At 47.6% G+C, this 19,563-nt stretch carries 17 protein-coding genes; 8 read left to right on the top strand and 9 right to left on the bottom strand.

Going from position 1 to position 19,563, the window contains the following annotated elements:
* On the bottom strand, positions 1–367 hold a 367-nt coding region (locus FTU69_RS07380; RefSeq protein WP_180103654.1), incomplete at its 3' end, for a phage late control D family protein.
* 151 nt (positions 368–518) lie between these two features.
* On the bottom strand, positions 519–776 hold the full coding sequence (gene tusA, locus FTU69_RS07375; protein WP_005181880.1) for a sulfurtransferase TusA: 258 nt from the start codon (positions 774–776) through the stop codon (positions 519–521).
* A gap of 198 nt (positions 777–974) precedes the next feature.
* Between tusA and FTU69_RS07370 the strand changes: the two genes are divergently transcribed.
* Both FTU69_RS07370 and lnt read left to right on the top strand, forming a co-directional pair.
* Positions 975–1,814: an HlyC/CorC family transporter gene (locus tag FTU69_RS07370; RefSeq protein ID WP_005181878.1), complete on the top strand. Its 840-nt coding sequence runs from the start codon at positions 975–977 to the stop codon at positions 1,812–1,814.
* Positions 1,811–3,370, top strand: coding sequence for an apolipoprotein N-acyltransferase (gene lnt, locus FTU69_RS07365; protein WP_180103653.1), 1,560 nt, complete (start codon positions 1,811–1,813; stop codon positions 3,368–3,370). Before FTU69_RS07370 ends, lnt begins: the two co-directional genes overlap by 4 nt.
* Before the next feature lie 154 nt (positions 3,371–3,524).
* On the opposite strand, the gene FTU69_RS07360 is transcribed toward lnt, so the two are convergent.
* From FTU69_RS07360 to gspF, 3 genes are all read right to left on the bottom strand, one after another.
* Positions 3,525–3,860 (bottom strand): hypothetical protein, encoded by a 336-nt coding sequence (locus tag FTU69_RS07360; protein ID WP_016659636.1) that lies wholly within the window; start codon positions 3,858–3,860, stop codon positions 3,525–3,527.
* 279 nt (positions 3,861–4,139) lie between these two features.
* The gene (gene gspG, locus FTU69_RS07355; RefSeq protein ID WP_005181871.1) at positions 4,140–4,577 is read right to left on the bottom strand and encodes a type II secretion system major pseudopilin GspG; all 438 of its coding nucleotides are present in this window, start codon (positions 4,575–4,577) and stop codon (positions 4,140–4,142) included.
* 51 nt (positions 4,578–4,628) lie between these two features.
* Positions 4,629–5,834, bottom strand: coding sequence for a type II secretion system inner membrane protein GspF (gspF, locus tag FTU69_RS07350; protein ID WP_005181870.1), 1,206 nt, complete (start codon positions 5,832–5,834; stop codon positions 4,629–4,631).
* Between the two features lie 151 nt (positions 5,835–5,985).
* On the opposite strand from gspF, the gene FTU69_RS07345 reads away from it, so the two are divergent.
* The 6 genes from FTU69_RS07345 (at position 5,986) to FTU69_RS07320 (ending at position 12,987) form a co-directional block, all read left to right on the top strand.
* Entirely contained in the window at positions 5,986–8,208 is a 2,223-nt protein-coding gene (locus FTU69_RS07345; protein ID WP_180103652.1) for a primosomal protein N', read from the top strand.
* Between the two features lie 50 nt (positions 8,209–8,258).
* Entirely contained in the window at positions 8,259–10,100 is a 1,842-nt protein-coding gene (locus FTU69_RS07340; RefSeq protein WP_016659637.1) for a monovalent cation:proton antiporter-2 (CPA2) family protein, read from the top strand.
* A 50-nt stretch (positions 10,101–10,150) separates the two neighbouring features.
* Positions 10,151–11,026 carry an Hsp33 family molecular chaperone HslO gene (locus FTU69_RS07335; protein ID WP_005181862.1) on the top strand — a complete coding sequence of 292 codons (876 nt, stop codon included), beginning with the start codon at positions 10,151–10,153 and terminating at the stop codon, positions 11,024–11,026.
* A 411-nt stretch (positions 11,027–11,437) separates the two neighbouring features.
* A complete protein-coding gene (locus tag FTU69_RS07330; RefSeq protein ID WP_180103651.1) occupies positions 11,438–11,899 on the top strand; it encodes a DUF2147 domain-containing protein in 462 nt (153 codons plus the stop codon).
* A gap of 403 nt (positions 11,900–12,302) precedes the next feature.
* A complete protein-coding gene (locus FTU69_RS07325; RefSeq protein WP_005181858.1) occupies positions 12,303–12,641 on the top strand; it encodes a chaperone modulator CbpM in 339 nt (112 codons plus the stop codon).
* Positions 12,642–12,717: 76 nt separating this feature from the next.
* A complete protein-coding gene (locus FTU69_RS07320; RefSeq protein WP_180103650.1) occupies positions 12,718–12,987 on the top strand; it encodes a YdcH family protein in 270 nt (89 codons plus the stop codon).
* An 86-nt stretch (positions 12,988–13,073) separates the two neighbouring features.
* On the opposite strand, the gene FTU69_RS07315 is transcribed toward FTU69_RS07320, so the two are convergent.
* The 4 genes from FTU69_RS07315 to recD all read right to left on the bottom strand — a co-directional run bounded on the left by FTU69_RS07315 (position 13,074) and on the right by recD (position 19,556).
* Entirely contained in the window at positions 13,074–14,300 is a 1,227-nt protein-coding gene (locus FTU69_RS07315) for a magnesium transporter CorA family protein (RefSeq protein WP_180103649.1), read from the bottom strand.
* Between the two features lie 97 nt (positions 14,301–14,397).
* On the bottom strand, positions 14,398–16,485 hold the full coding sequence (gene pnp / locus FTU69_RS07310) for a polyribonucleotide nucleotidyltransferase (RefSeq protein WP_171065134.1): 2,088 nt from the start codon (positions 16,483–16,485) through the stop codon (positions 14,398–14,400).
* Between the two features lie 247 nt (positions 16,486–16,732).
* Positions 16,733–17,002, bottom strand: a complete 270-nt coding sequence (gene rpsO, locus FTU69_RS07305) for a 30S ribosomal protein S15 (protein WP_004637724.1) — start codon at positions 17,000–17,002, stop codon at positions 16,733–16,735.
* A gap of 778 nt (positions 17,003–17,780) precedes the next feature.
* Entirely contained in the window at positions 17,781–19,556 is a 1,776-nt protein-coding gene (recD, locus tag FTU69_RS07300) for an exodeoxyribonuclease V subunit alpha (protein WP_180103648.1), read from the bottom strand.
* Positions 19,557–19,563: the final 7 nt, after the last annotated feature.

The following is a 19,563-nucleotide window of genomic DNA, read 5'->3' as shown; positions in this document are numbered from 1 at the left end:
TGTTACGGCGTTTATGCCAGAGTGCGGTTGGATCTTCTAGCGTAAGTTTATAGAGGGTGAGAGAGCCATCACTCTGGCCTTGCGCGGCTGCGGTGATAATACCGCTGCTGCGAAACAGCTGGCCCTGATCAGTGACCTGATCGACGGCAACTTGCGCGCCGATAAACTGTTTTAACGGAATCTGCGCGTTGGTCGAAAGACAGATCAGTTCGGCACGTAAACCGTCATTAAGCTGGTGTTTACCATCGATGCGCTGCAAGAAAACATCGGCATTTAAGGCAGGCTGAGAAAATTGAATATGGAGGGCACGTTTTTGTGGGCTGAGGCCTAATTTTTCTAGTGCTGCAAATATATTGCTTGGCATCATTGTTCTGTAATAAATAGCTAAAAAAAAGTGTGGCTATTTTATACAAAATAACCACATAAAACATCGCTTCAACCCGGCCGCTTGTTTATCAATATGTAACTATCCGATAAAAAGTATGGCCTTTAAAACCGCGGCATTGTCGGAGGATGACCTAGCCTTTTTTGACCAGATAATGAAATTCTTTATTGCCAGCAGCATCCAGCACTTCTTCCTGTAACAGCAGCTCATGACCCAAATGCATACAGAATTTTGGAATATCCCACGAAGTAGAATTGTCGGTGGCAAAAATCTCCACCACATCGCCCGATTTAGATTTACGAATGGCTTGATGCAACATCATCACTGGTTCAGGGCAACGCAGACCGCGCGTATTTAGCTGAATGGCAGGGGTAATGGATGAATCAGACATAATAAAACTCGGCGAGATAGAATTTTTCTATTCTAACACAAAGCCAGCAAAACCACTGAAGCTGCAAGCTGGCTTTATCCGCCTGATAAATCATCAAATTCATTGTTTCGGCGAAAGTCGATAAACAATAGACAACTGTATTTTCTGCGGTATGATTAAATCAAGTTTTTTAGATACAACGAGTCTTTAGGAAGGATCATGCACGAGGAATCAGGCCCATCGTGGGGTATGCGTGGCTTACGTAAATGGTTAGGTACTGCACCGGAAACCCGCGATGAATTGCTAAAATTAGTACAAGATTCACGTCGTTTTTTAGAACCCGATACTGTGGCAATGCTGGAAGGTGTGCTGGATTTGCCGGCCACCAAAATCCGTGAGGTTATGACCCCGCGCACCTCCATGATCAGCTTGCAGGAAGATGATGAGCTGCTGGATATTCTGCATGTACTGGTCGAGTCGGCCCATTCACGCTTTCCGGTCTTCTCTTCAGACCAGCCTGACAATGTAGTGGGGATTCTGCTGGCCAAAGACTTGTTACCCTTTCTGACCGAACCAACGCCGAAGGTCGATATCCGGGCACTGATGCGTCAGCCACTGTTTGTGCCAGAAAGTGCGCGTTCCGATCAGGTCCTGCGTATGCTGAAAAATACCCAGACCCATATTGCCATTGTAATTGATGAATATGGCAGCACTTCAGGACTGGTAACCCTAGAAGATATTCTGGAAGAAATTGTTGGTGAAATTGAAGATGAGCATGATCAGGCCGATGCCGAAGCACAATACATTGTGCCCGATCATGATCCGCAGACCGCCAACACCTGGCTGGTACAGGCACTTACACCAATTGAACACTTTAACAATGTTTTAGATGCTGATTTTTCTGACGATGAAGTAGAAACTGTCGGCGGTTTACTGCTTCAGGAAATTGGATTGGTGAGTGATCTGCAAGGTCAAATTATTGAAATTGGGGATTGGCAGTTTAAGATTCTTGAAGCAGATGCACGCACTATTCATCTGATTCGAGCTGTACGTCAATGAGGACTTATTTCACCAAGCTGTTAGATTCATCCCAACAACACAAACAGCTCCCGCTAGTTTATCCCCTGCTGATTGCCTTAATCGCAGGTGCCATTTTCAGTTTTGCCCTGGCACCGTATTATTACTGGTGGATTGCCCTGCTGTCTCCGGCCTTGCTTTATGCAGTTTTACGTCAGCGCTCTGCCAAACAGGCCTTTTTTATTGGCTGGGCCTACGGTATTGGCCTGTGGTTTGTCGGTGCCTTCTGGCTATATACCTCCATTCATGTCTATGGATATACCCCGGCCATTTTAAGCGTGCTGATGATTGCGATTATGGCCTTGGCCATGGGGCTGTTTACCGCCATTCAAACCTGGCTGTATCGCCGCTTCTTCCCGGAAACGCCGCTAACTTTTGCGCCGCTGTGGGTGTTCTTTGAATGGGCCAAAACCTGGGTATTTACCGGTTTCCCGTGGCTATTTGTCGGCTATGCCTTTACCGAGCGTTTTCTGGACAGCTATGCGCCTTTATTCGGGGTGTTCGGGGTGTCGTTTGTGGCCATTATTCTGGCCTGTGCGCTGGTGGAAATTCTGAATAAACGCATCTTCTGGCTGGTGCCGTCATTGCTGCTCCTGGCCGGTGCTTGGGGTGCTTCCCAGCTCAGTTTTGTCAGCGAGAAAGATGAACCGCCGCTGTCCGTGTCCTTGATTCAGGGCAATATTCCACAAGACCTGAAATGGCTGACCGAATATCAACTGAAAACCCTGTTAATCTACAGCGAACTGACCCGCACCGAATGGGGCCGCGACCTGATTGTCTGGCCAGAATCTTCCATTCCAATGTTCCAGACCGATATCGAACCGTTTTTAGCCGCCATGAAAACCGAGGCGGAAAAATCGGGAAGTGCCTGGGTCACCGGTATTCCGTATTGGGACCTGCCTGAATCGCAGCAAAATGGCCAGTCGATGTACTACAACAGTATTATGGCCACCGGTACAGATTCAGAAGGCTTATACAAGAAACAGCGCCTGGTGCCATTTGGTGAATATATTCCTTTATCCGGCCTGTTAAGCTGGGTCTTGCCGGCCTTGCAGAATGATCCATCCATGAGTGGTTTTTCGCGCGGTGCCAAAGAGCAAAAACCGCTGATGATTCATAACTTACCGTTGGGTGCAGCCATCTGTTATGAAGTGGCCTATCCGAATCTGACCCGTCGTAATGCCAGCCAGAGTGATTTTCTGGTGACTGTGTCCAATGATGCCTGGTTTACCGGTACAGCCGGCCCGTGGCAGCATTTACAGATGGTGCAGATGCGTGCCAAAGAAAATGGCCGCTGGTTTATTCGGGCCACCAATACCGGTGTGACCGCCTTTATTGACCATCAGGGCCATATTGTGCAGCAGGCTCCAATTGATCAGGAAGCAGTGCTGCGCGGTGAGTTACCGGCAATGCAGGGCCAGACCTTGTATACTCGCCTTAGTGATTGGCCGGTGCTGATCTTCTCCTTCCTGTTGCTGATTTTGGGCTGGATCTATCGTCCACGTAAGGTCGATGTCAGCTTTAAGTCGAGAAGATAATTCGCCTATGAAGTCCCCCTTTATCAAAGGGGGGTTAAGGGGATTAACTTTATAAATCCCTCCCTTGCGAAGCAGTGCTTCTCACCCTTTGTAAAAGGGAGGCGTAATAAAAAAACCGAGGTGCATGCCTCGGTTTTTTTTATTTTGTCTATATTTAAAGCTGGGTCACCAGATAGGACAGCATCGCCGCCAGAGAGAGCATCGGCAAATAACGATAGACTTTTACCACTGCCTGCTCAAAGCAAGAGGCCTGTTCTGGTTCTAGTTTTAAAATAGTGGCTTGTAGCGCCGACCAGAAACTTAAGAGCAAGCACGAGCTCATCAGGCTCAGGGCGAAGAAACCGACCATAATCTGGCTGCTGCCTTCGGTGCTTTGCCAGAGATGCAAAAAGCCCTGACTCAAGGGAAGCAGGCTTAAAATCAGCAGAACAGACTTCAGCATCGTCCAGTGAAACTGGTTAATTTCATCCGACAAGATTAATGCTTTCATACCATCCTCCAGACAAATATGTGCCTTTTGACTTATTATGAACGGTTTTAATGAAATAAATAGATGATATTGCTCCACATTCCCAGGATTATTGTAATCAGTACTGTTGGGAATAATTCTTATTATGAATCTCAAATCTGGAAGATTATCTTAAATCTATATTTATCAATATATTAGTATATTTTTTATAATTAAGAGCTATTATCACTTCACCTTTAATTGAATAGTCCAATCAGGTGAAGTGATATATTCCATCACGGCATTTATAATCAAGCCGGCTTAAGGCTGATAATAAATATCGGCATCGGTGCCTTCACCGCCCTGCTGACCATCTGCACCAAAAGAATACAGGTCAAAAGCGCGACCTTCAGAGCCTGGAATTACATATTGAATGTCATTGTCCCAGCTGTCTTTTGGATAACCGCCTTTGACATAACCACCCGGCAACCAGTTTTTAGCTGACGCGGGCTGATTGACCAGCGCATCTAAACCGCCATCCTGCATGGATGGATAACGGCCATTGTCCAGCTTGTATTGATCCAGCGCGCCGGCCACACCTTTTAAGGTAATTGCGGTGGTATCGACTTTGGCTTTTTCACCACGGCCCATCACGTTCGGGACAATTAGCGCCGCCAGCACGCCTAAAATGACAATCACCACCATTACTTCAATGAGGGTAAAACCGGCCTGTTTATTCGAATAGGATTTCCGTTGCATCAGGTTCTCTCTTGAATCTTTCATCATTTGTTATCTTCAATGGGTCTCGATTTAAATCATATTATTCATATTGACAATAGGCAGCATCACCGCAATCACAATCACCAGCACAATACTGGCCATCAGCACCAGCATTAAGGGCTCCAGCAGCGCCAGTAAGGTCGAGATGAGCGTGGTCACCTCCCGATCCTGCATGGTCGATGCGCGCTCCAGCATCCGGTCGAGCTCACCCGATGCTTCACCACTTTTAATCATTTGTACCATCATCGGCGGGAAATAACCACTGCGCTCCAGCTGGGTGCCCAAGTTCCCCCCTTCGGTGACTTTCTCGGCCGCCAGATTAACCGAATCGCGGATCACCCAGTTACTGCTGACCGCAGCGCCAATTTTTAAGGCATCAACCAATGGTACACCGGACTGGGTCAGAATCGACAGGGTGCTGGCAAAACGTGCTGCGTTTATACCACGTGACAGTTTACCAAATAGTGGCAGTTTGAGGGTTAAACGATCAAATGCATAATGGCCGGCCGAGGTTTTTAAAAAGCGGACCAACAGGAAGATGCCCAGAATCGTCCCGACCAGCAAAAAGGGCCAGGCCAGACGGATAAAATCACTGGCTTGCATTAACGCCACGGTAATCCACGGCAAGGCGCCTTTGTCCTGATCAAAGGTTTTGACAATATCCGGCACCACATAGGTCATCAGCCCCATCACAATGGCAAAGGACATCAGCATTAAAATAATTGGATAAATCATCGCGCCTTGCACTTTTTTCTGCATGGCAAAGCGGTTTTCGGTGTAGTCCGACAGCTGGTCCAGAATTAAATCCAGATGTCCAGAACGTTCCCCGGCGGCAATGGTGGCAATATATAAATCCGGAAAATGCCCCGACTGCTGTAAGGCATTGGCCAGTGAATATCCTTCTAAAACCTTGGAGCGTACCGACAGCAATAAATTCTGCACATGGACTTTTTCACTTTGCTTGGCCACGGCGCGCAAGGCTTCTTCCAGCGGAATGGCTGCGGCCACCAGTACCGACAGCTGCCGGGTCATTAAGGCCAGATCATAAGCGGTCATTTTTTTCTGGAACCAGCGCTGGGCCTGATGCTTCTGTTTTTGTTCTACCGGATCAACGCTAATCGGGATAAGGGCCTTGTCACGCAATTGCTGACGAATCTGCCGTGCAGAATCCCCTTCTAAAACCCCTTTTTGCTGCTTTCCTGATGCATCAAGGGCTGTAAACTGATATGCAGGCATTGTAATGCTCTAATTTTCCAAAAAATTATTCAACGCAGTTGCGTCTCACCACCAAAATCATTCATATTCTGAGATATAAATTATTTGCTCACTCTATCATAACTCCAGATCGAGCACGACGACATTTTCATCAGGAAGCAGACCCGCTGTTATGCCAAATTCGCCCGTCCATCCCGCCCCCATCTACCGTGTTCGTGTAGCTGTTCCGGTCTATCTGTATGACGGGTTTGACTATATGCTCAGTGCGGCTGAATATCAGCAGGCTGCCGTTGGCGCGCGGGTGCTGGTGTCCTTTGGCCGGCAGAATCTGGTGGGCATCATTATTGAAAAACTCCCGCCCGATCATCCGCTTGACCCCAAGATTAAACTGAAAGCCATTAGCGAGCTGCTCGACCAGCAGCCGATTCTAGATCAGAAAGTTTTAACTTTGTTGACATGGTCGGCGCAGTATTATCAGTTTCCGATTGGCGAAGTGATGCATAGCGCCCTGCCCAGCCTGTTACGTCAGGGACGCCCGTATAATTTACTGGCACGAATGTGGAAACTACTGGATGATCAGGCCGAAGCCAAACTGAAGCGCTCCGAGAAGCAGCAGGAGGCCTATAAAGTCCTGAAGCTGCATCCGAGCGGGACTTCAGAAAATATCCTGAATCTGGCCGGTATTGAAACTGCAACCTTAAAAGCGCTGGAAAAAAAGCAGATTTGCTATTGCGATCTGGAGCAGCAGGATTTTAGCCCGGTGCCAATGACGCTGGCGCAAATGCCGTTAACCCCGAACAGTGACCAGAAACGGGCCATTGAAACCGTACTGAAAGCGCAGCATCGTTATCAGGCCTTTTTACTCGATGGTCTGACCGGTAGTGGTAAAACCGAAGTCTATCTGCAGATCATGCAAGAGGTGCTAAAACAGGGTAAACAGGTATTGGTGCTGGTGCCGGAAATTGGCCTGACTCCTCAAACCATTAGCCGCTTCCAGTCACGTTTTCACTGTCATATTGCGCTGCTGCATTCCGGTTTAAATGACAGCAAACGTCTGCAGGCCTGGCAGGCCGCCCAGACCGGCAAAGCCTCCATTATTCTTGGTACGCGCTCGGCAATTTATACCCCGCTGCCCAATTTGGGGCTGATTATTCTGGATGAAGAACACGACCTGTCATTTAAACAGCAGGAAGGCTTTCGTTACCATGCCCGCGATGTGGCCTTATACCGTGCTCATTTAGAACACTGCCCGGTGATTCTCGGTTCGGCCACGCCCAGCATTGACAGCTATGCCTTAACGGAACAGGGTAAAATGATCCGTCTGGAACTGAACCAGCGTGCCGGCCCGGCACTGATGCCGAAAATTCACATCATTGATTTAAAAGTTGCGCAAAAGCAGCAAGGTCTAAGCCTGCTGCTGATTCAGGAAATCAAAAAACGCCTGCAGAAAAAAGAACAGGTGCTGATTTTCTTAAACCGCCGTGGTTATGCACCGGTGCTGGTCTGTGACAGCTGCGGCTGGCAGGCACAATGCCCACACTGTGATGCCAACTTTACCCTGCATCATAGTCCATATACCCATCTGCATTGTCATCATTGTGGCACTATTCAACGCAAGCCGGAGCAATGCCCGCAGTGCCAGCATAATGAACTGAAAACCCTGGGCATGGGTACAGCCAAGGTTGAAGAAAACCTGCAACAGCTGATCCCGGACTATGAGGTGGTGCGGGTAGACCGCGATTCCACCAGCCGCGTCGGCAGCTGGCAAAAAATTTATGACCGCATTCAAACCAGCCAGCCACTGATTCTGCTTGGCACCCAAATGCTGGCCAAAGGGCATCATTTTCCTTATGTCACCTTAGTAGCGATTTTAGATATTGATGCCGGCCTGTTAAGTGTTGATATCCGGGCGCCAGAGCGGACTGCGCAGCTGATTGTGCAGGTGGCCGGTCGTGCCGGCCGCGGTGAACATAAAGGCGATGTCTATTTACAGACCCTGCGTCCTGACCATCCGCTGCTGAGCACCCTGGTCGAGCAGGATTATCGTGCCTTTGCCCGGCAAACCTTAAAAGAACGTCAGGCCGCCCTGCTACCCCCGTTTCGCTATACCGCCCTGATTCGCTGCGAATCCAAAAGTCAGGAACAGAACCAGCAGTTTTTACAGCAACATGCCCAGTGGCTGCGAGAAAATTCTGAACATTTAATTGATATCTGGGGACCGATTCCGGCGCCAATGGAACGCAAGGCCGGCCGCTATCAGGCGCATCTGGTGCTGTTGTCGCAAGATCGCGCCCGTTTACATTTTTATCTACGTGCATGGTGGCAAAATATGTTGCATCACAAGCCATCAAATATGAAACTTAGCTTAGATATAGACCCTCAGGAATTCAGTTAACCACTGACTTTGGCTGCAGCCTGAGGGCACCATAACTCCTAGGATTGTCGATGTCGTTACTGCTGCAAATCACCCTGTTTCTGGGTGCTTCTTTATTACTGGTTCCGCTGCTCAAGCGTTTTGGGATTGCCACCGTACTCGGCTATCTGTTTACCGGTATTTTATTGGGCCCGAGTGTGTTCAATATCGCCAGCGACCCGGAAGCCATTCAGGAATTAGCTGAATTTGGCGTCATTTTACTGATGTTCATTATTGGTCTGGAACTCAGACCCCAGCGGCTTTGGCAAATGCGTCAGTCAATTTTTGTCATGGGCAGCGCGCAGGTGGCCGTGACTGGCCTGTTACTGGCGATTCTAGTGTTTTTCAGTTTGCAGCAGCAGATTGCCGCCAGCCTGATTATTGGTTTTGCCCTGGCCCTGTCCTCAACCGCCTTTGTGCTGCAACTTTTAAATGAAAAACAGCAGCTGAACAGCAGTTATGGCCAGCAGTCTTTTTCGATTCTGCTGTTTCAGGATATCGCCGCCATTCCATTAATTGCGATTATTCCCTTGCTGGCCGGTACTGAATCGACCCATCATGGGCTGGCCTATTTTGCTGCGATTTTAGCTACCTTTAGCGGACTGTTTTTATTTAGCCGTTATCTCATGCGCCCGTTTTTCCGTTTTGTTGCCAAAACCGGCGCGCATGAGCTGATTACCGCGGTCGGCCTGTTTATTGTGCTGGCGGTGGTTTGCCTGATGGATGTCTTGGGGATTAGCACCACGCTTGGCGCCTTCCTGACCGGGGTGCTACTGGCCGATTCCGAATTCCGACATGAACTGGAAGCCAGTATTGCACCGTTTAAAGGACTATTGCTCGGCCTGTTTTTCATGACCGTGGGGATGACCACTCAGATGTCCCTGCTGATCGACAGTCCACTGTTCATTCTCGGCGGCGCCTTAGTACTGCTGTTGGTGAAATTTATTTCCCTGACCGCAATTGCCCGGTATTTTAAATATTCCTGGCAAAACAGTTTGCTACTGGCCACCTGTCTGGCGCAAGGCGGTGAATTTGCCTTTGTGGTGTTACAGGTTGCCTTAACAGAAAAAGTGGTGGCACAGGCCATTTTAGAGCCGATTACCCTGATGGTGACCCTGTCGATGGTGCTAACCCCGGTGCTGTACTGGTTCATGACCAGCCAGGTGATTCCGCGTCTGAATCAGGACAAGACGCCGGAATATGACCAGATTCCCGATGCGCATCCAGCGCTGATTATTGCCGGTTTTGGCCGGGTTGGGCAGATTATTGCACGGGTGGCCTATTTGCAGCACCTACCCTATACCGCCATTGACAGCAACCTGGATAAAGTTGATTTTGTGCGCAATTATGGCGGTAAAGTCTATTATGGCGATGCCACCCAGCCCGATATTTTACGTGCCGCCGGGATTGAACATGCCAAGACCTTTATTCTGGCCATTGATGATATTGAAGACTCGATGAATGTGGCCCGGCATATCCGCCTGAATTATCCGCAGCTCAAACTGCTGGTGCGTGCCCGTGACCGCCATCATGTGCATTTATTGCGGGATTTAGGCGTTGAACACATCTGGCGCGAAACCTATTTATCTTCTTTAGGCATGGCCTATTGCGCGCTACGCGACCAGGGTATTGCTGAAGAAGATGCTTACAAGAGTATCGAATTGTTTCGCAGTTATGATGAAAAATTACTGGCCCAGCAGCAGAATATTTATACCGATGAGCAAAAAATCTATGAAACTCATCGCAATGCACTGGCCGAGCTGGAGCACCTGTTCGAGAATGATGCCCAGGTCCGGGAAAGCCCGACCGGTGTAGATTTAAAGCGTTCACTACAAAACCATCATATTGATGTAACACGTAATGAATCAAACTGACTTGTGATTTACAATATCATCACCATTAATGCAGGGTTATGGAGAATTTTATGTCTGATTTACGCCAACGCTTTTTTATTGAAGATAGCCCTGTCCGCGGTGAGATTGTTCATCTTGAAGAAGCCCTGCAAACCATTTTGGCCCAACGTGACTATGCGCCTGCCATCCAGGTCCTTTTGGGAGAAATGCTCAGTGCCACCGCTTTGCTGGCCAGTACCTTAAAAATTAAAGGTCGGATTAGCCTGCAAATTCAGGCCAGCGGCACCTTTAAATGGGCAATGGCCGAATGTAATCATCTGGGTGAAATTCGTGCTTTGGCAGATTATGAACCAGATCCACATTTCCAGCAGGCTGAAGACAGCAGCACGGTACTCAAAACCCTGGTCAATCCGGTGCTGTTTATTAATATTGAACCGGAATTTGGTGAGCGTTATCAGGGTATTGTGCCTTTAGACAAGCCAAACCTGGCCGGCTGCCTGATGCAGTACTATGATTTATCTGCACAAATTCCAACCCGCATTGTACTGGCCAGCAACGACCAGCGTTCTGGCGGTTTACTGATTCAGCTGTTACCGCGAAATAGCGAAGAAGAACAGCAACGTGTAGATGAAGATTTATGGCCACGTCTGACCATGCTGACTGAAACCCTGAAAACCAGCGAACTGACCGATCTGGAAGTTCAGGAAGTATTGTACCGTCTGTACAACGAAGAAGAAGTACGTCTGCCAGAAGTCGAGCATCTTAAATTTGGCTGCACCTGTTCCAAAGAACGCTGTGCTACGGCACTGACCCAGATTGGGGCCAATGCAGTACGCGAAACCTTGGAACATCAAAACCCGATTGTGATGGATTGCCAGTTCTGTAATGCACGTTATCAGTTTACTGCAGAAGAAGCACTTGGCCTGTTTGGTGAACACCTAAGCTAGGCCGCAAGATTCAAGACTACCAAGAGATCAAACCGGAGAACGGTTTGGTCTCTTTTTTTATGTTCAGTTTCATACGTTTATTCAAGCTTTTTGCGCTGTAGATATAGCTTCAAATAGCGCACGCTTTTTACTGAACTCAGCATCAATCTCGCTCAAGCTGTTACTCATCTTTTTTAAGCGACTGGGTTACACAAACCGTACCGCTTTATTCATCTAGCGCAAGCACACATTCTTTGTATAACCTGACTGATGAATTCAAGCGTGTGCAATAGTTGCAACTATTTAATGGTTTCTCATCTTATTGTGATCGCTTTCACTTATTATTTCATTGATTTAACAGTATTTTCTTCTATAGAATTAGGTACTTTACTCTAATTTTAATAACGCGCATTGCGTTGTGGGATAATAATCATGAAAAAGGGATTTACAGGGATTTTTGCTGGATTGCTTTTGGCAACAGTTTCAGGCGTATCTTTCGCAGAGAATGATCCATTGGTGGGGAAATGGAAAACAATTGATGACCGTACCAGTTATTCCCGTGCCGATGTCGAAATCCGTAAAAAGCCAGATGGCACCTATGAAGGTATTATTGTTGAAACCCGCAACATTCCGGGCGCAGAAAAAATGAATATTTGCCACCAATGTCCGGGTCAACTTAAAAACAAACCGTTTATCGGCTTGCCATTTATCTGGGGCTTTAAGCAGGATCCAAAAAACCCGTTACAGTTTGTGCAAGGCAGTGTACTCGACCCGATTGGCGGCAAAGTCTATAAAGGCAAGGCACGCCTAAGTGCCAACGGTAAACGCCTGACCTTGCGCGGCTATGTCGGTGTTTCCGTGATTGGTCGTAGTGTGACCTGGATTAAATACTGATTCTTCAACAAGTTTACAAGAGGCTTCTACGGAAGCCTTTAGTTTATCTCCATAATATGGACATAATTTGAAACAATATAGTTACTCTACCCTCTGTCCGTCGCTCTCGAAAGCCTGAATAATGAATAAAATTTAAACAGTTTATTTAAACTGAAGATTAGCTGAAAGTAGGCCTGCTGAGCATCCTTGACGCCAGAAAAATGGCGAAAAAGCAAGCGAGGCTACGTTTCAAGCACAAAGGAATACCAAACAAAACAGCCAAATGCTGAAATATGGTTTTAAATAAAATTAATCCTTCAGATAAAACAACAAGAGCGCAGCGCATAGACCCGAAATTGCGATAGAACAACCCATGCATCTGCTCTTCCTTGTTTTAACAAGTTCAAGCTAAAAGGAGTAAGCCATGACCACGATCCAATATCGCGAAAACTCCCAGTCTGGTCGCCCACAAGCTGAAATTATAGATGAGCGCGTATCTTTTGATTTAGAGCATTTTGCTGAAGCTTGTGGTCAAAGCCCGGAATGGGTATTACAGCTTTTAGAATATGATATTCTCCCTTCACGTCCGGAAGAACGGATTCACCAGTTTTTTGGGGAAGATGTCTCTCGTGCCCGCCAGGCCTATCGCCTGCAACGTGATTTTAATGCCAGCTTTTCTGCCGTCGCCATGATGCTCGACCTGATTGATGAGCTGCAAAATTTGCGCAAAGAAGTCAAACATCTGCATTTAAGACAAAGCTAGGCACCACGCCATTTACTCTCTACAGGGAAATCTGCGTATTTCCCTCTCTTTATTTTTGGGAAAATAGACGGTCGCAATGAAAACAAAAGAATGCAACAAAAAGGTCAAACTCATGTTCCCGGAGTTTCGGGAATTAATGCAACAACTGCGCGAAGACAATCCACATTTTGCGCGCCTGTTTGAAGATCATGAACATCTGGACCGGAAAATCAGCCAGCTCGAGCTTGATCCGGTTCATCAGATTAATGATGATATCGAGGCGCTGAAACGCAAAAAATTAAAACTGAAAGATCAGATTTATCAGCTTTTGCAGCAGGCCCAGCAAAATCCTTTATCTTCACCTTAACCGGTTTTTATTGCAGTGCGATGAAATCTGCACGCTGCCCGAAAGAAAGCAGATGCTTTCTTTCGGGCAGGCAAATGAAGGCTGCATTATTTTGGTTTAAGCTGAGAATCTCGAAGAGCGTTCTGACCTTCCGGCAGTAATGGCTTGCCAGGCACATAATCCAGAAACCAGAACAGGTCCATCCGGGTCGGATCCGGCCGCTGCGAAAGCATGTCCAGCACACTTTTTTCACCGCGTCCCACCATATGCCGCCGATAAAAATAATACAGCAGCAACAAGGTGGTAATAAGCATGGTGCCAAGCATCACCCAGAAAGCATAGGGTGAATCCAGCCCCGGAATCATCACAAAATTCATGCCGTAAATTCCGGTTAACAGGGTTAACGGCGCAAATACCGCGGTAATAATCGCCAGAATCCGCATATTTTCATTGGTCTGGTTGGCAATGGCAGAAAAATGCAGGTCAATGGCCGCCTGAATGGCACTTCTTAAACGCAAGGTATGTTTCTGGATGCGGGCCACATGGCTGCTTAAGTCATCTACCCGCACCAGCATGATTTCCTGTTTTTCACTGCGTTTCTTGCCTTTTAAATGCAGATAGTTTTCGACAATTTCATCGCGCAGTTCCTGCAAGGTATCAATCTGTTCTTCACACAGATTTTCCACATGTTGAAACGCCATATTTTCCTGTAGCAACTGATGCCACTGGTTAAAACGGCGATGACCCTGCAACAGCTCACGCTGCCAAAACTCGACCCGGCGGGTTAAAGGATGGCGCAGGTTTAAATAGTCATCGACCATACTATTCAGTAAACGTAAGGCCAAATCTAGAGGCGAGGTCGCCAGTTTTTTCGGTTTATTCTGCTCTTCAGCCGGCCGGCTTAAAATGGTATCTAAACGGGCAATATAATTTTCGATGGCTTTATTGCCCTGCTCACGCACCGTAATAAGCACCTGCGGGGTCAGAATAAAACTGACCGGTGTGGTGCTTAAGCCAAACACATGCTCATGTGCCTCGTCATTAAAATTATGAATCTGATCATCCGGAGTAATCAGTTTGCGGAAAATCAGCAGGTCATAATCTTCCAGACTGTCGAAATTACAGGGATGTTCCAGATTTAAAATATCTCGCAGATGATATTCATTCAGCCACAGCTGGGTGTGCTGCAGTACCTGTTGCTGCCACTGTTCCGGATGCTGGCGTACATCTTCCCGGGTATAATCCAGCCAGATAAATTCTGCCTCGGCGGCCGGCCCCCGATGCAGAAATAACTGTTGTGTGGTGTCATGGAGGGAAAAATAATACTGTTGCATCCGCGTGCATCCACATTCCTGTCATTTTATTTTGCGATCATGCCATAAAAAAGCCCGCTTCATAAAGCGGGCTTTTTCAATTCATCAGGGCCTGAAATTAAGCCTGATCAATGTCTTTCATGGTTAACTTGATACGGCCACGGTTGTCGACATCTGCAACCTGGACTTTCACTTCCTGGCCTTCTTTCAGTACGTCAGTCACGTTAGCTACACGCTCATTTGAAATTTGAGAAATGTGCAGCAGACCATCTGTACCCGGCATGATGTTTACGAAGGCACCGAATTCAACAATACGAATTACTTTACCGGCGTAGATTTTGCCTGGTTCAACTTCAGCAGTTAAAGCCTGAATTTTGGCAATAGCCGCTTGTGCAGCTGCTTTGGTTTCACCAAATACGCGAACGGTACCGTTGTCTTCAATATCAATTGCCGCTTTGGTTTCTTCAGTGATTTGACGAATGGTCGCGCCGCCTTTACCAATCACGTCACGGATTTTGTCCGGGTTGATGGTAATGACCTGGAAGGTAGGCGCATGCATTGAAATTTCTGGACGTGCACGTGAAATCACTTTGTTCATTTCGTTCAGGATGTGCATACGACCGGTATAAGCCTGGTTCAATGCCACTTCCATGATCTCTTCAGTGATCCCTTCGATTTTGATGTCCATTTGCAGCGCAGTAATACCGTTGGCAGAACCGGCAACTTTAAAGTCCATGTCGCCCAGGTGGTCTTCGTCACCCAGGATGTCAGAAAGCACTGCGAAACGCTCGCCTTCTTTGACCAGACCCATCGCGATACCCGCAACTGGTGCTTTTAGTGGAACACCGGCATCCATCAGTGACAGAGATGCACCACATACAGACGCCATAGAAGATGAACCGTTCGATTCAGTAATGTCCGATACAATACGGATTACGTACGGGAAGCGGTCAGCAGCTGGAAGAACCGCTTGTACACCACGACGTGCCAGACGACCGTGACCGATTTCACGACGTTTAGGACCAGACTCACGACCCGTTTCACCAACCGAGTAAGCCGGGAAGTTGTAGTGCAACATGAAGTTGTCAGTTTTGGTTCCAGCCAGGGTATCAACCATTAATGCATCACGGGTGTTACCAAGAGTCGTTGTTACCAACGCCTGTGTTTCACCACGGGTGAACAGCGCAGAACCGTGAGCACGATCAAGAACGCCCACCTGTACATCTAACGCACGTACAGTTTTGGTGTCACGACCATCAATACGCGGCTTACCAGACAGGATGTTGTCACGTACAGTGCGGTATTTCAGATCTTCAAACAGTTCATTCAGGTCATCTGCGATGCCATCTACATCTTCTTCAGGTACGAACTGCGCAACCGCCTCTGCTTGCAATGCATCCAAAGCAGCATAACGGTCTTGTTTGATTGCAATGGTATAGGCTTCAGAGATTTTCGCTTCAAACGCTTCTTTTAATTTCGCGCGAAGGTCTTCATTTTTCTCTGGTGCAGTCCAGGTTGACTCAGTTGCGCCAGCCGCTGCTGCAAATTCATTAATCGCCTGAATCGCAATTTGCATTTCGTCATGACCGAATAACACTGCGCCCAGCATCTGGTCTTCAGACAGTTCTTTCGCTTCAGATTCAACCATCAGTACTGCAGCTTCTGTACCTGCAACCACAAGGTCAAGGTCAGACTGTGCCAGCTGTTCGTGGTTCGGGTTCAGGATGTATTCACCGTTGATTAAACCTACACGTGCTGCACCAATTGGGCCACGGAACGGTGTACCCGCAATTGCCAGTGCTGCTGAAGTACCTAACATGGCAGCAATATCCGCTTCCATGGTTTTGTCAGAAGAGACAACTGTTGCTGTTACCTGGATTTCGTTGTAATAACCTTCCGGGAACAATGGACGAATTGGACGGTCAATAAGACGTGAAATTAAAGTTTCTGCCTCAGACGCACGGCCTTCACGTTTGCCATAACCACCCGGAATACGGCCAGCAGCGTATTGCTTTTCTTGATAGTTTACGGTTAGTGGGAAAAAGTCCTGACCGGCTTTTGCTGTTGGCTGTGCAACTACCGCCACCAGTACCGATACACCACCCATGGTGATTAAAACCGAGTTGGCCTGACGTGCAACACGACCGGTTTCCAGTACCACGTTGTACTGACCATATTGGAATTCTTTACGAATAATATTAAACATTGACATGTATTTTTGTTTCCTGATTTTATTCTAGTGGAGACCCCTAAGGTTTGGCATTCACGACTCAGGTTCAAGTAAATGACAAAGCTTAGAAGCCGACCTCACTAGAAATATAGGTTTTTTAAACACAAAGAAGGAGCGAAACAATCGCCCCTTCTTAATTACCCGGTCAACGCCGGGTACACTTTAGTTTTCAGACATACAGCGCAACGCATGCAATAACCCGAAAATAAAAGTCTAAATCGAATTAACGACGTAAACCTAAAGCACCGATCAACGCAACATAACGACCGTGATCTTTACCGTTTAAGTAGTCTAATAATTTACGACGTTGGTTAACCATACGGATCAGACCGCGACGGCTATGGTGGTCGTGTTTGTGCTCTTTGAAGTGACCTTGTAAGTCATTGATTTGAGCAGTTAAAAGAGCTACTTGAACTTCTGGTGAACCAGTGTCGTTTTCAGCACGAGCAAATTTAGCGATGATCTCTGCGCGATCTGCGTTTGTTAAAGCCATTCGATTTCTCCGAGATGCTTATAAAATACCTTGATAAAAATCAAACCGATGTCAAGCATCTGTCTGACTGCCGTGCATCACTACAGCAAGTGCATTATTTTAAGACAAAACCGCTTAAATTGCAAAACACAACGCGAAAAAGCCATGAATTATCCGATGCGATGTCACATGAATGATGCAGCGTCTACCCGGAGGATTGATTCTATTCATAAAACACCAAAGAGAAATCCGGGATGATGAAACGCAAATAAGCCAAGATGGAATAAAAATAGCCCGGGAATAAATTCCCGGGCTATTTTTTGCGCTGTAGTTTCTTCTTTTTTGGTTGTTCTAATTTTATTTATTGTGATGTATAGCGAGGCTTTGGCCTTCTTCTAATCAACATTCCCTGTTTTAATTGGCTTTCCTTATGTGATAGATTTTGCCACAAGCCCTTGGGGAAAGAAGCAGATAATTACCTCTCTCCTTGTACGTTTTCGCTTACGTCGATGAATGACGCTTCATTTTTTTGATTTTGAACTGCCAATAAAAAAGCCCTGTAGTCTCTCCCAAAACTACAAGGCTTAGCGGCTGTAAGTTTCCTCTTTTTTTCACCTACTTCAATGTAAGCTCGCTGTCTCTCGACTTTCTTATTCTGGTTTTGCGATTTTCCTCAACTTTCCGTGTTGAGCTTTTGTGTGAAGTCATCTTCTCAAAAACTCAGGCAAAGCTCTATGCGCAAATTTCTCGAATCGTTGTAAGCATTTTCTTACAACGGCCGGGTTTATTTATGCCAACTTTATAATGACAAATGTTCATTTACTTTTTCTAACACACCACTGTTACGGCTGGTTTTCACGGTTAAGGCCTGTACCAGCGCCTGCCGGTCGGCCAGTAAACTCACCACCGATTTGGCCCGGGTAATGGCGGTATAGATCAGTTCCTTGCTCAGCAGATTCTGCGCGGCCTGATCCAGCACCACCGCCACATGCTGAAACTCCGAACCTTGAGATTTATGAATGGTCAGAGCAAATGCGGTTTCAATATTTTTTGGCAAGCGTGTGGCTGGCACCCATTTATCCAGACTCGGGAAATACACTTCAAACTGCCGGTTGCCCTCACGCAGACGTTGCAGACACAGGCCAATATCACCGTTGGACAGGCCGAGCTGATAGTCGTTATAGGTCATCATTACCGGCCGGCCGACATACCAGTCGCCCTGCTTGGCCACGTCCAGAACCAGTTGCTGCAACAAACGCTGCTCAATCTGCATGTTCAGCTGTTGCAAGCCCAAGCCACCATGCCGAATTGCAGTCAGAATCCGATACTGGTCAAAGGCTTTCACCACCTGCGCCACCACCGCGTCCGGATCATCGGCCTGTAAATACTGTTTTAGGCTGTGCACATAGCCCTGATAGCCCAGCATCAGTTTGTCATAATAGCCCTGCCCGGCTATGGGATCCGGGGCTTCATCGGGTAAATATTCCAGTTGCAGTACATCGGCCATGTCCTGCGTTAAAGTTACGGCCTGTAATTCGCCCGGCTGCACCAGCTGTGCGGCAAACTGCTGCAAGATTTGCGCGGCCGGCTGTTCAGCCGTTTGCTGCTGAATAAAGCGGGCCATTTCACCAATTAAGGCACCGGCTTTAAAACGGCGACTGGTGACCAGATGCACATGATTATCTGCCAGTGCCGGCACCTGCTGTAAATCGGCCAGCACCGAACCAACATCGACCGACGCCAGCTGCTGCGCATCCCCAAGTAAAATCACCCGGGTCTGTTCAGCAATGGCATTGAACAGCATGCTGGCCAGATTCAGGTCCAGCATGGAAGCTTCATCAATCACAATCAGGTCATAAGGCAACGGCTGCCGGGCATGAAAACGTGGCTGCTGCCGGTTGCCAAGGCCCAAAAGCCGGTGGATGGTAATCGGGGTCAGGCGTTTGAGATCGTCACTGACCAGATTGGCAATTTTCGGATCATCAAAGGAATTCTGCAGTGCTTCTTTCATACGCTGCGCGGCTTTTCCGGTCGGGGCCGCCATGGCAATCCGGATTTCCGGCAAGGCCTGGTTTAGCACGGCAATAATCCGCGCCAAAGTATAGGTTTTACCGGTACCCGGGCCGCCCGTAATCAGGTTAAAAGCGGTAGTCGCGGTCATTTTGAGCGCCTGCTGCTGGTGCTGGTCTTCCAATAAATGCAGATAGTCCGACACATCTACCGCCGTAACAGCTTGCTGTTTTAAGCGTGCCACCTGCTGTGCCAGCGCCGACTCCAGCGCCCAATAACGGTACAGGTATAAATGCTGCTGGTCATAAATAAACGGCGCCACCGAACCCGGTTCAGAACCGAAACCGACCAGATTGGCCAACGCTGCCACCTGTTCGGCAGAAGCGGCTATACAGCTGTCACCATTGAGAGTAGCCTCCAGCAACTGCGCGATGATTTTAGCGGAATCTTCTCGCTTTTCCGCCTGAAAAAAAGGCGCCTGTAAAAGATAGTTACTCCAAAGCGCAAACCATGCCGGGGTTTGGGTTTCAGGCGTTGCTGCTAAAACTGTCCGCTGGTTGTCCACACTATTA

Source organism: Acinetobacter sp. YH12134 (genome assembly GCF_013418555.1).
Classification (GTDB): domain Bacteria; phylum Pseudomonadota; class Gammaproteobacteria; order Pseudomonadales; family Moraxellaceae; genus Acinetobacter; species Acinetobacter indicus.
The sequence above is the reverse complement of the archived record's forward strand: the minus strand, read 5'-3'. Positions and strand labels throughout refer to the sequence as shown.